The sequence below is a fragment of the Flavobacterium alkalisoli genome, from assembly GCF_008000935.1.
Classification (GTDB): Bacteria; Bacteroidota; Bacteroidia; order Flavobacteriales; family Flavobacteriaceae; genus Flavobacterium; species Flavobacterium alkalisoli.
The window spans coordinates 442994-457696 of the sequence record NZ_CP042831.1; the positions used below are offsets into that span (position 1 = coordinate 442994).

The 14703-nt window shown below is 42.0% G+C and carries 6 protein-coding genes; 2 read left to right on the forward strand and 4 right to left on the reverse strand.

Annotated elements, in window-relative coordinates; translation table 11 throughout:
• Positions 1-66: 66 nt before the first annotated feature.
• Genes FUA48_RS01790 through FUA48_RS01800 form a run of 3 tightly spaced genes read right to left on the reverse strand, consistent with a single transcriptional unit; the run spans position 67 to position 8257 of the window.
• Positions 67-798: a T9SS type B sorting domain-containing protein gene (locus FUA48_RS01790; RefSeq protein ID WP_147581841.1), complete on the reverse strand. Its 732-nt coding sequence runs from the start codon at positions 796-798 to the stop codon at positions 67-69.
• Positions 792-2297: a hypothetical protein gene (locus tag FUA48_RS01795; RefSeq protein WP_147581842.1), complete on the reverse strand. Its 1506-nt coding sequence runs from the start codon at positions 2295-2297 to the stop codon at positions 792-794. Before FUA48_RS01795 ends, FUA48_RS01790 begins: the two co-directional genes overlap by 7 nt.
• The gene (locus FUA48_RS01800; protein WP_147581843.1) at positions 2246-8257 is read right to left on the reverse strand and encodes a choice-of-anchor L domain-containing protein; all 6012 of its coding nucleotides are present in this window, start codon (positions 8255-8257) and stop codon (positions 2246-2248) included. Before FUA48_RS01800 ends, FUA48_RS01795 begins: the two co-directional genes overlap by 52 nt.
• 283 nt (positions 8258-8540) lie before the next feature.
• Between FUA48_RS01800 and FUA48_RS01805 the strand changes: the two genes are divergently transcribed.
• Positions 8541-9440 (forward strand): NifU family protein, encoded by a 900-nt coding sequence (locus FUA48_RS01805; protein ID WP_147581844.1) that lies wholly within the window; start codon positions 8541-8543, stop codon positions 9438-9440.
• A gap of 31 nt (positions 9441-9471) precedes the next feature.
• Here FUA48_RS01805 and FUA48_RS01810 read toward each other — a convergent pair whose 3' ends face one another.
• Complete coding sequence (locus FUA48_RS01810) at positions 9472-12357, reverse strand: AsmA family protein (RefSeq protein WP_147581845.1); 2886 nt, start codon at positions 12355-12357, stop codon at positions 9472-9474.
• Positions 12358-12564: 207 nt separating this feature from the next.
• Here FUA48_RS01810 and FUA48_RS01815 point away from each other — a divergent pair, with 207 nt between their 5' ends.
• A complete protein-coding gene (locus FUA48_RS01815; RefSeq protein ID WP_240732525.1) occupies positions 12565-14685 on the forward strand; it encodes a M3 family metallopeptidase in 2121 nt (706 codons plus the stop codon).
• Positions 14686-14703: the final 18 nt, after the last annotated feature.

Below are 14703 nucleotides of genomic sequence, written 5' to 3' on the forward strand. Positions count from 1 at the left end.
TAACCTCTATTAAAACAAAAAGCCTGAGGTGGTTTCCTCAGGCTTTTTTATCATTTATTTATTATCTTATCTCTTTAGTGAGAAGTGTGCCTTGAACTCCTTAACAACCGGTTGGCCGTTAACCGTCTCACGGTAGGTTACCGTGAACCAGTAGTCCGTAGCAGGTAGCGGTGTACCGTTGTAGGTACCGTCCCAGCCCTCACTCTCTTCGGTGGCACTGATCTGCTTGATCAGCTTGCCGTAACGGTCAAAAATGTACACCTTAGCATCAGGCTGGTTCAACCCTATGATGTTCCAGGTATCGTGGTAACCGTCACCGTTAGGGGTGAAGTAATGCGGATAGTCCACAAGGCTTACGCCCTCTATGGCAATCTCATCACACGCAAACTCCGTACTAACATCCCTTACATATACCGTATGGGTGCCTGCAGGTACATCGGTAAATACATTGCTGCTCTGCCACATGCCGTCCTCATCAAGCTTGTACTCGTATTCTCCATACCCTTCAACAAACACCGTGATAACCTGGTTGTCGCTGAAGTAGTTGGTCACCTCATAACCAACACCAACAGGGCTGGCAGGGCCGCTCTTCTGAACCTGGAAGGCTGCTGAGATATCAGAGATACAGTTCAGTGGTGCAGGGCCTGTTACCTCTACAGTATAGTTACCCTCGGCTATCGCCTCATAGGTAGGAGATGCCGGGTCATAATCGGTCAGTTCCACTCCGTCAAGGTACCACACAAAGCTGTAGCCCATACCGCTCGGGATGCCGCTGTCCAGGGTTACTGTCCTTAACACATCGTGGTAGTGTAGTCCACACAGATCGTATCACTGCCGTCCACCGAGGTGATCACAGGCTCAGGCAATCTTTCCACTATAAGGGTGATCTCCGTGATGTCATGGCAACCGCTGATGGTCGAGGTGTTGGTCACCCTTGCATAGATGGTCATAACATCGGCAGTGGTGTTCACATACACCGTAGGGTCCGCTATAGGGTTGGTTGCATTATCTGCATCCTCAAAGCTCTCATAGTAGGCAACACTGTAGTCCGCAGGGTCCTGCGCTCCCAGTATCTCCGCATCGAAGACACTAAGGTCAAAGGCATGCATACCGTCGTTTGTACCGTCATCATCACAGGTAGACAGCGATGGGTCGGCAGGGGCGTTGGCTACTGCGGCCTCCTCCACCAGGAGCTGCATCGGTGCGGTGGTGGTACAGCCGCTCTCTATGTGCTGTACCCATACAAGGATATCCTGTGGCGTGCTTATGTTGTTGTACTGGTTCGGCAGTGCTGTGCCCGCATCAAGGGCTGCCTGGTCAAAGTAGAACCTTACAAGGTAATCGTTCGGGTCGGCATCCTCTCCCAGTATCTCAGGGATGTGGCTGCTTAGTATAAAGGTGGCAAAACCATCGGTGTTCTGCTCACAGATCGCATAGGCAGGGATCGCCCCGTTCTCGCCCAATGCAGGCAGCGGGTTAACGATAAGCTCAAGCTCAACGATCTGGTAACATACAGCATCATTCGGGTTGCCCGTGTTGGCCTCTACCCTTACATAGATGGTAGCCGTACCGCTTACAAACTGCGTAGGGTCCGCTATGGCGTTTATATCCTGGTCCGCATCATCATAAGTAAGGTGGTAGCTTAAGATAAGGTTCGGCTCGTTGTCCATGATATCTGCTGCTGCCTGGGTAAGGTCAAACTCCTCCTGGCCGTCCCCCGCATTGTTGTCATCACATAACACAAGGGCATCAGGGGTCGTATTCGGTGTAGGTAACGGAAGTACCTTTATGGTCATGGTAGTGTAGCTCTTACACCCTGCAAGGGTGATAACCTCTACCGTTAATGTCATCGGGTTGGAGGTGTTCACATAAGCAGTAGGGTCGGCAATCGGTGTGGTTGCCCCCGGCTCATAGTAGTTAACCGTGTAGCCAAGGCCTACCCCGAATGGGCCCAGTATCGTGTTCTCCATTACCGTAAGGTCAAACTCCGTGGTCATATCATTCGGCAGGGCCTCGTTACATACGCTAAGTACAGGCGGACGTGTTAAGGCAAGCGGGATATTGATATGGATGGTGAAGCTCTCGATGCTGTAGCAGCCCGTGGCAACATCCTCAATCCTTACATAGATAACCTCTCCGTCCTGGGCCGTGTAGCCCGCAGCGTTGGTAATCCTCGGTGCGCCGTTCTGGGCTGCCGTAAGGTTATTGAAGTAATGGATGATATAATCCGACGGGTCCGCATTGCCTAAGTGCTCCAGTATGTAGCTGTCCTGAACCGTAAGGTCCACGGCTGCCATGGCATCCTGGTCGTTGTTGTCCGTATCACAAAGGGTGATGTCCTGAAGGTCCGCATCAATCTGAGGGTATCCACAACAATAAGGTTAAGCGCATAGGCCGTAGCCGTATAACAGCCCGTTACCGTGTTCTCCACCCTTACATAGATGGTCTGGTTATAGGCATTGGTATTGGTATAGTTGTCCGTATTAGGGATGGCGTTGATACCCAGTTCCGCATCCTGTGCCGTCTCGTGGAAGGTTACAGAAAGGTTCTCTCCGTTGTTGATCATATCCTCAACAAGGGCATCAAGGTCAAACTGGGCATGGCCGTCACTGTCTGGGTCACACATGGTAAGGTCTTCCTGGGAAGGGGGAACCACTATCGGTAGCGGCTCTACCCTGATATCAAGCAATACGATCCTGTAGCAGCCCGTAGCCTCAAAGGTAACCCTTACATAGATCGCCTCGGCATTGCTCTGGTTGGTATACGCCTGCGGGTTCTGTATTTCATTTATGTTAGCATCAGCATCCGCAAGGGTATGGTGGAAGGTAACATTGATTCCCGTCTGGACCCCGATGATCTCAGGGATCTTAGTGGTAAGGTCAAACTCCTCAACCTCGTCAGGCTGCCCTCCTATAGTGTTCACATCACATAATGTGTATGGTGTAGGCTGGGTAGCAACAGGTAGCGGGTTGACGATAAGCTCCAGTTCCACGATGTCATAACAGCCCGTTGCATTGTCCGTTACCCTTACATAAACAGGGGAATCGGTATTGGTAGCCGTGTAGCTGCCCGGGGTCGCAATGGCAGGGGTATTGGCCTGTGCTGCCTCAAGGGTCGCAAAATAGCCAACCGTGTACAGTGCAGGGTCCAATCCGCCAAGTATCTCAGACTCTCTTGAAGGAAGTACAAAGATACCCTCACCGTCAGTATCATCCGGACCGTTGTCGCATAGTGCATATGGTGCCGGTTCGGTGGCGATAGGCGCCTGGTGAACAATCAGCTGAAGCTCCTCGATGTCATAACAAACCGTAAAGGCCGAAGATACCCTGATGTAAAGCGTCTGGGTGTTCGCCTCGATATTGGTATAGTCAACAGGGTCAATGGCATTGGTACCAAACTCCGCGTCATCCATGGTCTCGTGCGCAGTTACCGTAACATCGGTAAGCTGTGATTCTATATAGTCAATTACCGACTGTACGTCGAAATTCTCAAAACCGTCATTGTCAAAGGCACATTCCTCAAGGGCTGTCAGTGCAGGGGCAATAGGTGCAGGGTCAACATGAAGGGTAATCTGAACTGCCGTCCAGCAGCCCGTTACACTGCTCTGTAACCTTGCCCATATCTGGGCCATATCAGGGGCAACATAGATATCAGGAAGCTGCGTGGCAGCATCGCCTGTCTCTGCCTCTATCTGGCTGCTATAGTAACTAACCGTTACCGATGATACTCCCGAAGCAAGGGCTGAATCATGGCTGTGAAGGTCAAAGTCTGCCTGGCCCGGTACCTCCTCACACTCGTGGAAGTCCGTCTGCGCGCTGTCATAAATCGGAAGCGGGGTTACAACCAAATCAAAATCAAAGACATCATAACACGTGGTTACCGTGTTCTCCAATCTTACATAGATCATCTGAGGGTTGGAAAGGTTCGCATAAGTTGTCAGGTTAACGATAGGGTTGGTAGCCGTCTCAGCATCATTAGCCGTCTCATAGTAGCTTACCGCATAATCAGGGTTGCCACCGGTTACCTCCAAATCCTTACTCGTTAAGTCAAACTCCTCAATCCCGTCAGGGGTCATGTAGTCCGTCTGGTCACATAATACGTAGTCGGTTAACGGCGCTGCTGGAGCAGGAAGCGGATTGATGATTACATCAAAACTATCTTCGTCATCACATGTATAAGGAGCTGTACCTGTTATTACATAAACATATATTGTTTGTGATGTAGAAACAACATCTCCAGGATTCATTTGAGTCCCTGTACCCTGCGTACCTGTAAAGTAAGACCCCAAGGTAAGGGCAGGAAGCGTATATCCAGTATCCACACAAGCCTCATAAGGACCTGCAGGCAATACTACTTCGGGCTGAGGGTTAACAATTAACTCCAGTTCAGTTGTATTATAAGCCTCTGCAAGAGTATTATTTTGTACTCTTATATAAATAATAGTATCAGGTCCTCCTAAATAAGCTGTAGGATCAGCGATTTCTGTTCCAGGAACCGGAACTGCCGCATCAGCATCAGCTTCATTTTCGTAATATGTAATTGTGTATTGCGCAGGGTCTGTTAAACCTTCTACAATCTGATCTTCATAGATGGTTAAATCAAATATTTCCTCACCATCATATGGAGCAGGCTCACAAATTGCGATAGGATCAAGCTCAGGAAGCGGAACTTCGCAGTCAATTATATTTAATGTAAAGCTACGTGTAATGACACAGCCGTTAAGGTAAGGAATAAGAGCTACAAATATTTCCTGGCCATTAGTAGCCTCATAAGTAGAAGGAGTAAATATAGGATTACCTTCTTCAAGGTCTTCCATAGACTCGAAGTAGATTAGATCATATAAAACTGTATTTCCTTGTGTTATTGTTGTTGTATTTTGAGTAAGATCAAAAACCATAGGAGCTGTTATATCTCCACACTGAGTAAGATCTACCGGATCATTAAATTCTATATTAGGCTGGAACTCAACTCTTATTGAATCTTCCAGCTGACAATCAGGGTTAGAAACAAAAGATGCCAATATTGTATAAATACCAGGTTCTGTTACCGTTATAGTTTCTGTAGTTACAGGCTGACCAAATTCATCCAATATAAGCTCTCCATCTTTTTCCCACTGATAGGTAAAAGAAGCTCCTTCTGTATTTTCAGCACTAAGCACATAAAAATCTTCAGGACAAAGGGCACCACCATTTGCTATAGTCAAATCTTCCGGAAGTACCGGCTGACCGATATTAAAACTACCCGCCTCAAGGAATACAGCTGAATCTAAAGCATTATCGTTCCTGTCTGCAATAACCAGTTTGATATGATAAACATCTCCCGGCTCAACATCAGATTCTGCCGTCATAACAACAGTTTGGCCATTAAAGTCGATAGGAGCAACTGCATTACCCGGAGCGTTGCCATTATACTGGGCAAAAAATGCTTCGTTTGCCGAAGGACATCCTCCATTATAAAGGTTATTTCTAATCGAGGTTACTGCTACAGGAGTAGTAGTTCCCGGAATTACCGCAAGGTTAGTTACCGGACCGCCCGTTGATATATTGTTAAGGAAAAAGGCAAATGCATCTGAGAAAGCACACTGGAAGACTCCATATTCTTCAGAAGCAAACAGGAAGTCAAAACTCATATGGTTTGAAATTGGAGTAAAATCAAACTCTATAATGGTGGCATCGTTATACTGGATAACATCAAAACCAAGTCCCTGCATATAAGTTAACAACTGACCATCTCCTGCCCAGTTTCCTCCGGAAAGCGTACCGTCTCCCGGCGGCACATTTGTATTAGGCCCACCTGCCTGAAGAGCATTCCCCGATTGAAGGATAAGACCCGACTGAATAGGGAAACTAGAGTTGTTACCCTCAAAGTAACCAATACCATTAACTGTAAGTCCAAAATTTGTTCCTGTACTCCATGTGATATTTTCTATACCTACACAGTCTACACCAATAAGTACATCCCTAACAAGTTCTTGAACCGTGTATTTGTTTTGTGTAACAGTAACGAAATTTGAAGATGGCTGATCTATATCTGTACAGCTTGTACAGGCTGGAATTGGATCTGTAGTATCACTGGTTACGATTACCTGATTTTGTAACGGCCCTACTGTTTGATGATAGTCATCCGGAATTTCTATACTTACCTCATAAGTCATAGACTCTCCTGCTGCCAATACCGGTATAATATTGTGCATGGTACCTGTACCGGAAGTACCATTACCTACCCATGACATTAAAATAATCTGATAAGGTTTAGTATCGTGTACTATCACATTGTAAGCATCACTAGGACCTGGGTTAGTTACCGTAATGGTATAAATAGTTTGAGTACCGGCAACATAAGTACTCTGCCCGTTCGTTTTAACCGTTACAAGGTTTGCCATCGGATTTGGAGTAGCTGTATGTATACAATCAGGACAAGCCGGGTTTGGATCCGGAGTTGAACTTGTAACCTGAACCTCATTTACAATATTTGCAGTTTGGTTAAAGTTACTTGGTACCGGCATCACTAACTGGTAAGTTACAACCTCACCTACTGCTATTGCAGCAATATTATCTGTAAGGTTACCTGTACCAGAAGTACCGTTGCTTCCGGACCATGTTACTGTAGTTGGGTCTATACCCGCAGGTATAATATCAGAAACATCTACGTTTTGTGCTTCTGTAGGACCCATGTTTTCTATTGTAATTGTATATACCGCATCCATTCCTGCTGTATAAGTAGAACCTGATGCCAGTGTTTTAGTCACTACTAAATCTGCAGAAGCAGTATCACTATCTGTATCCACACAAGCAGCACATGACGGATCAGGATCCGGAGTTGAGCTCGTTACAGTAGTTTCGCTTGTTAGTAAACCCGTATATCCTACAGGAATATCAAGCGTGATAGTATAAGTAACTACATCTCCTGCAGGAAGTGAAGCAATAAGATCAGACAAAGCTGTATTAACTCCTGACGAACCGTTGTCTCCTACCCATGAGAAGTTTGTTATTCCTGCAGGAATAGCATTATCAACCTGAACGTTTGCAGCTGCAGTAGGACCATTGTTTGTTACAGTTACTGTATAAACAGAAGTAGTTCCTGCAGTATATATATTTTGGTTATTTGTATTTACTACAACTATGTCAGCTGAAGCTGATTCATAATCCGTATCGGTACAAAACTCACATGTACCGTCAGTTTCAGGAGTTGAAGTTGTTGCCGAAGCACTAACAACAAAATTACCGGTAAATCCGGCAGGAACATCTACAGTAAGGGTATAAGTAACTGTTTGTCCTACGTTTAATGTACCTATATTATTTGTTAAGTTGGCCTGTGTTCCTGAAGAACCGTTACTTCCCGTCCAAGTTACATTAGTAACAGATGCCGGAACGGCGAAAAACGCATTAACGTTAGCCGCAGCAACAGTACCGTTATTAGAAACAGTTATCGTATAAACAGAAGGTGAGCCCGGAGTATAAACTTCCTGCCCATCAGTATTTACAATTACGATATCTGTACCTACAGAAGGATAATCTGTATCCGTACACTGATCACATGTAGGAGTAGGATCGTTTACACCATCATAAGTAACAGTACTCACAATAGGATTTGTAAAACCTACAGGAACATCAAGTGTAACAGTATAAGTTACCGTAGTACCTACAGGTAATGATGCGATAACGTCATTAATAGCAACGTTAGTTCCTGAAGAACCGTTATCACCCGTCCAAGAGAAATTTGTTATTCCAGCAGGAATAGGATTGTTAACTGCAACGTTTGCAGCATCTTCAGGACCATTATTGGTTACCGTTACCGTATATACCGATTGTGTACCAGGGATATAATTAGTTTGTCCGTTTGTATTAACAACCTCTATATCCGATAAAGTATCGTAAGTCACTATTGCATCTGGCAGAGGGTCAGTAAATGTACCTGGTATCTGGATGTTAATAGTGTAACTCACCGTTTGGTTTACACCAAGCGTGGCAATAGTACTGTTTACAGGTACGTTTGTACCTGATGTACCGTTACTCCCCGTCCACCAAAACCTTACAATTCCGTTTGGAATAGGAAGGAGTCCGGGAGGAATAGCATAATACGTATTTACATTTGATGCCGGAGATGGTCCGTTGTTTGTTACCATAATGGTAAACGTTAGTAGTTCTCCCCCCTCATATTCATTAGTGGGATTAGTACTAAAAACGACCAAATCAGACTGCGCATACGTAGTAATTGTTGTTAAAAACAAAAACGCTGTTAGTAGTAATCTAATCATATAGCAAATTTTATTAATGAGCCGTTAGTAATCAATTTAATAAACACTTAAAAAAATGTTAGGATATTAAAAAATCAAATATAATTATTCAATAAAATATTAGCAGTTAAATTTCAAAAAATCACAAAATTCATGAAAATTTCAAAAATTATTAACTCTAATATCCCTTAAAATAAATATAATCCTACTTCATTGTAACAACTGTAATGTAATTTACCCTACCCCTTTATTAATATTTTTTTAGCAATTGTTTGTACCTTTGCAACCTAAATATCTGTAAGACATGGAAAAAATAAATATACAGCCTACGCAAAATCCTTCAATCCTAAAGTTTGAGTTCAGCGATTTTATAGCTAAAAACGGCAACTACGAATACAAAAACATTGATGAAACAGCCAGCTCACCACTAGCAAAGCAGCTTTTCTTCCTTCCGTTTGTAAAGACGGTTTATATATCGGGGAACTTTATAGCTATCGAAAAGTATTCAATTGTTGAATGGGAAGACGTTCAGGATGATGTAGCTTCTCAAATTGAAGATTTTGTAAACAAAGGCGGTGAAATATTAAAAGAAGAAGCCGAAACTACAAAGAAAGTACCTTCTACAGTATATGTAGAGAGCACTCCTAACCCTGCGGTATTAAAGTTTGTTTCTAACAAAAGGCTTACTAAAACACCTGCTGAGTTTAAGAACATAGATGAAACGCTTCCGTCGCCGTTAGCAAAAGAGCTTTTCAAGTTTCCGTTTGTTAAGGAAGTATTTATTGATGAGAATTACGTATCAATCACTAAATATGCAGTAACAGAATGGGATGAGATAACTGCCGAAATACGTTCGTTTATTAAAGTATTTATTGAAGAAGGCAAGACAGTAATAGACGAGTCATTATTACAAAAGGCACCACAAAGCGAAAAACAGCAGGAAGCTTACTTTGACTCTCTTGACTCTACCTCTCAACGCATTATCAATATACTGGAAGAGTATGTAAAACCTGCAGTAGCCGGAGACGGTGGTAATATTGCTTTTGATTCGTATGATGAAAAAGAGAAGCGTGTTAAGGTTATTCTTCAGGGAGCCTGCAGCGGATGCCCTTCGTCGACATTTACCCTTAAGAGCGGTATTGAGAATATGCTGAAGGACATGCTTAACGACCATGATATTAAAGTAGAAGCACTAAACGCTTAATCATAAAAATCCCGGCTTAGCCGGGATTTTTTTATTTGTTATCTGTATCTGGAGATTCCTGTTTATTTTCCGGCTTTACCTCCTCTACCGGTTTAGCTGTATCATCCGGATTGCCTTGAGGCTGTACAACTCCTCCGTCTTCCCTGCCGCCTTCATCCACAACCTGATTAAGTTCTTCATTATATTGGGATTCCGGAATCTCCTCTCCCGTTTTACTGAAAATCTTAATTTTAGGATTATCCTGGTTACCCGTTACTACTACCGGCACACCAATAATACCCAGTGGCGGCAAGCCTAACCTTATTCGTAAATCAAGATCACCTTTTAAACTGGTTTTCCCTTCTATTTTTGGCCTGAAACCTGAAACCTTAAACTTAAAAGGCTCCATTGTAATGATACTGTTCTTTATAGTCGATTTGATTTCTATATCCTCAAGGTGCGGATCGCTCAACCCTTCCTTACCGGTTTTTGAGCTTAATACATTAAACAGTTTATATCCCGAAACCTTTACATCGCGTACCCATAAAGTACCACCCCCTTTTAAGGATTCATAAACCGGAGCCATTTCAGCATTCAAATCGCCTTCTACGGTATAGTCGGCAGAAATAATTCCTTCGGCATTCTCGGCCGATGAAGCCAGTTCCCTAAACAACGGAATTTCCTCATAGGCCTTTTTCACATCAAAGTCTTTAGCCTTTAGATGCAGCTTAAAGCTGGCCGAGGTGAGCGACTCATCATCATAATCGGCATCAATACCTACCTTACATCCTATAACAGAAAAAGAACCGTTTTGAAGTACCAGCTTACCTTTATTAATAGCAACCCTGCCTGAAAGATCATTTAAAACAATACCTGTATACTCTACTGTTTTAGCATTTGCATTGAGTTCTAAATCGACATTTGGAGGTAAAGTCACTACACCTGACTGTTGCGGACTTTGCTCTACCACTACTTTTTCATCTGCCTCTTTATCAGCAGCTCCTTGTGAAGCCATAAATTCTTCAACATTTATCACTCGTGAATTATTGGTAAAGCTCCCTTTTATTGTGGTATTAGAATCAAAAAAGTAGTTTACCGCATTAAACAGATAACCGTTTAATGAAAAATCCGACTTACCGTAAGTAGCACTAAAAGAATTGAACCACATCTTTTCATTCTCAAAAGTAAATTTGCCCTCACTTATATTAAATACCTTAGGAAAATATTCTGTAGCTGCAGTAATATCCCTTAGCAGCAATGTTCCTTTATTATTAAGCTTATTGTATTGACCGTTTACAGCATAACTTTGCCTACCCTGCAGAGAAAGGTCGGCTTTGGCATAACCGTGTATATCAACACCTTCTACCGCAAATACTTTATAAATCTTAGCAATATCAAGTTCCCCCTTAGCCTGTATATCATACACCACATCATTAAAGTTGGAAAGCGTTGCATTTATATAGACCGGGTTATCTTCAAAAATAAATGATGCCGGGGTAACGGCAATTTTTAAATCCTCAAAAGTACCTTCGTTGTTCTGCACCGAGGCAATCAGTTTTATATCTGTTATAGGATTAGGATAATACTTTGTTTTAAGCTCTCCGTTTTGCAGGCTAAAGCCTCCGCTTGTTTTTGGAAAAAGCCCCTTATCCTTATTAAAAACACCTCTTGCTTTTATATCTGCCTTAAGGGTTCCTGTTATATCAAAAGCATTAATCCCTATTGTATTGTTAAGTGTTTTAAGGTTTACCGAGCCCTTTACGTTAGCCTTAAGGTCCATGTCAGGAAAGTTTTTGGAAACCACATCGGCATGAAAAAAATCTTCGGCAACTTTAAAATCGAGTTTTCTCAATTTTAAATCCAGTTTCCTGAAATCAAGCGACGGCACTAATGCACTAACATCCAAGTCAAAATCGGTAAGCGGGAATGGCGATTCCTTATAATGTATAAAACCATCTGTCACCTTTAGATTAAAGCCTAAATCGGGCTGTTTGTTTCGGGCAGCATCATATCTGCCTTTAAAAACAAACTGAAAATCGCTTTGCCCCTTTATCTTGGTATCTTTTTCCCACTGACTGTAATCGGGCGGTAAAAGTGATAAAAGCTCACTAAACTTATGTTTTTTTGAAACCGCATTAATATCTATGTCATATCCATTCTTAAGGATTGTAAAAAATCCTGTAAACTCTAATGGGAAATGATTAATACGTAATTCGTTCTTCTCTAGTACAAAAGACAATGAGTTTGTATTGATTCGGGTTATAAGATCGGCGTGTACCCTTTTCTTTTCCAGATAAGGAACCCCGTCATAAAAGAAGTCCAATGAATCTATAAGGGCATCCGTCCGCAAATCAAAAACTTCTTCGCTTAAATCACCTTTCCCAACATAATTAAAACCGAAAGCCTCGGTAAATATCCTGGCCGACTTATCATTATACCTTATATGGCAATTTTCAAAATCAACACGTTCCAGTCTTAAAGAGGTATTAGAGTCAATGGTATCAGGTGTTTTTTCCTGAGAGACATATACATTATAATTAGCCTCACCTTTTTCATTTACCATTACATCTATAAAAGCATCTGACACATATACTTCATCGATCTTGATTTCGTGGTCAAAAATGAGTCTCTTAAGATTGATGCCAAACGCCACTTCATCAGCTTTTAAAAGCGTATCATTTCTAAAAGGGGCTGATCCCTTTAAAGAGAAGTCATTTAATGATACCGTAAGTGAAGGGAAATGTGTAAAGAATGAAAATTTAGAGTCGGTAAAATTCAGTTCTCCGTCAAGGCTTTTGTTTGCAAAGTTCTTTACCTGCTGCGCAATGGTACCTGGAAAAACCAGCGGGATAAGGTATAGCAACAGCAGGACACCGGCAATAAAACCTCCCAGCCACTTTAAACCTGTAATGAATATTTTTTTAACAGGCACTTTCATACCTTTTTCTGTTTACATCCTCTAATAAAGTTATGTAATTTACTGACACAAAGTTCTTTCCTGTTAATATTTTTCTAAAGTTTAACTTGTTATTAATATTTGTTGTCAATTAACCCAAATTAAAATAACTTTACTTCTTTCAAGAAAAACATGTAATTCATGAATTCAAAATCACTGATTATTTTAAGTTTAACTACTTGCCTATTTATGTCCTGTCACAGAGAAAATAAAGCAGAAGCTATAGGAGAAAACAATCCGCTTCTTGCCGTTTATGAAACTCCTTATGAGGTTCCTCCATTTAACGAGATAGAAAACCATCATTTTAAGCCTGCAGTAATGGAGGCTATACAGCTACAGCAAAATGAAATAGAAGCTATTACCGCTAACGGCGCCAAGGCAACTTTTGCTAATACAATCGAGGCTTTAGAGAATTCAGGGAACCTACTGAAAAGGATTACCACTGTTTTTTACAACCTTAATTCAGCAAATACAAACGATACCTTACAGGCTATCGCACAGGAAATAGCTCCAGAACTGTCTAAGAATAATGATAACATTTACCTTAACGAAAAGCTTTTTAATAAGGTAAAAACCATTTGGGATAACCAAATAGAATTAAAATTATCGGCAGAGGAAACTAAACTTCTTGAAAGCAAATACAAAGCCTTTAAAAGAAATGGTGCTGCCCTTAATGACGAAGACAAGGATCGTTTAAGAAAGATAAACGAAGAACTATCTGTGCTTTCTTTAAAGTTTGGCGACAATGTGCTTGCCGAAAACAACAACTTTGAACTGGTTGTGGAAAACAAAGCCCAACTGGCAGGTTTACCGGAAGAGATTGTTACTGCTGCCGCAGAAGAGGCTGAAGCAAGAGGCAAAAAAGGAAAATGGGTATTTACATTACACAACTCAAGTGTAATGCCGTTCTTACAATATGCCAAAGACAGGGAACTGAGAAAAAAGATATGGACTGCTTATCAGAGAAGAAGTGATAATGGTGACAAGTTTGACAACCGCAGCAATGTGGTACAGCTTGCCAACCTTAGAATGGAAAAAGCAAAACTTTTAGGTTACAAAAACCATGCTGCTTACATATTGGAGGAAAGAATGGCTAAAACGCCTGAAAACGTATACAAACTGCTGGATGAAATATGGCAGCCTGCACTTAAAAAAGCAAAGCAGGAGGAGGCCGACATTAAAAAAATGATGGTTGCTGACGGCATCAATGACAATGTACAGCCTTATGACTGGAGATATTATACCGAAAAGATAAGAAAGCAACGCTATGACCTGGATGAGCAGGAACTGAAACCTTACTTTAGCCTTAACAATGTACGCGAAGGTATCTTTACGGTTACTAAAAAACTATATGGCCTGCAATACAAGCAGCTTACTAATGTACCGGTATACCATAAGGATGTTACCGCATGGGAAGTTACCGATGAGGCAGGTATGCATATAGGTATACTTTATATGGACTTTTACCCGCGTGCTTCTAAAAAAGGAGGTGCATGGATGACATCTTACCGTAAGGAAAAAATGGAAGGTGGCAAGCGTGTAGCTCCAATCATTTCTATAGTATGTAATTTCTCTAAGCCTACAGGCAACAATCCTGCCCTGCTTACTTTTGATGAAACACTTACTTTCTTCCACGAATTTGGACATGCATTACACGGATTACTGTCTAACGTAAAATACGAAAGCCTTTCGGGAACCAGTGTATACACCGATTTTGTTGAGCTACCGTCTCAAATAATGGAAAATTGGGCTGCAGAACCGGAAGTCCTTAAAATGTATGCCAAGCATTATAAAACCGGAGAGGTAATACCTGATGAACTGATTGAAAAACTACAAAAAGCTTCAACTTTTGACCAGGGATTTGCTACTGTAGAATATTTAGCTGCTTCTTACCTTGATTTGGATTACCATACACTTACCGAGCCACTAACACAAAATGTGGTTCCGTTTGAAGAGGCTTCAATGAAAAAACTGGGACTACCAAGTTCTATTATACCTCGTTACAGAAGCACTTACTTTAACCATATCTTTAATGGTGGATATTCGGCTGGATATTATAGCTATATATGGTCTGGCGTACTGGACACCGATGCTTTTGAAGCCTTTAAGAGCACATCGCTATTTGACGAACAGACAGCCAGATCTTTCCGAATCAATATACTTGAAAGAGGAGGTACTGCCGACCCTATGATACTATACAAACAGTTTAGGGGAGCTGAACCGTCTATTGAGCCACTACTAAGAAAAAGAGGGCTTGACGGCAAAAAAGCAACGGTACAAAAACCACAAACAGAAGAGACATCTCTATAAATAAAAATCCCGCCTGAG

Coding starts and splice junctions, on each gene's coding strand:
- FUA48_RS01795 (WP_147581842.1), bottom strand. CDS start 2,297: ATGGCAGCCGTGGACCTTACGGTTCAGGACAGCTACATACTGGAGCAC.
- FUA48_RS01800 (WP_147581843.1), bottom strand. CDS start 8,257: ATGATTAGATTACTACTAACAGCGTTTTTGTTTTTAACAACAATTACT.
- FUA48_RS01805 (WP_147581844.1), top strand. CDS start 8,541: ATGGAAAAAATAAATATACAGCCTACGCAAAATCCTTCAATCCTAAAG.
- FUA48_RS01810 (WP_147581845.1), bottom strand. CDS start 12,357: ATGAAAGTGCCTGTTAAAAAAATATTCATTACAGGTTTAAAGTGGCTG.
- FUA48_RS01815 (WP_240732525.1), top strand. CDS start 12,565: ATGTCCTGTCACAGAGAAAATAAAGCAGAAGCTATAGGAGAAAACAAT.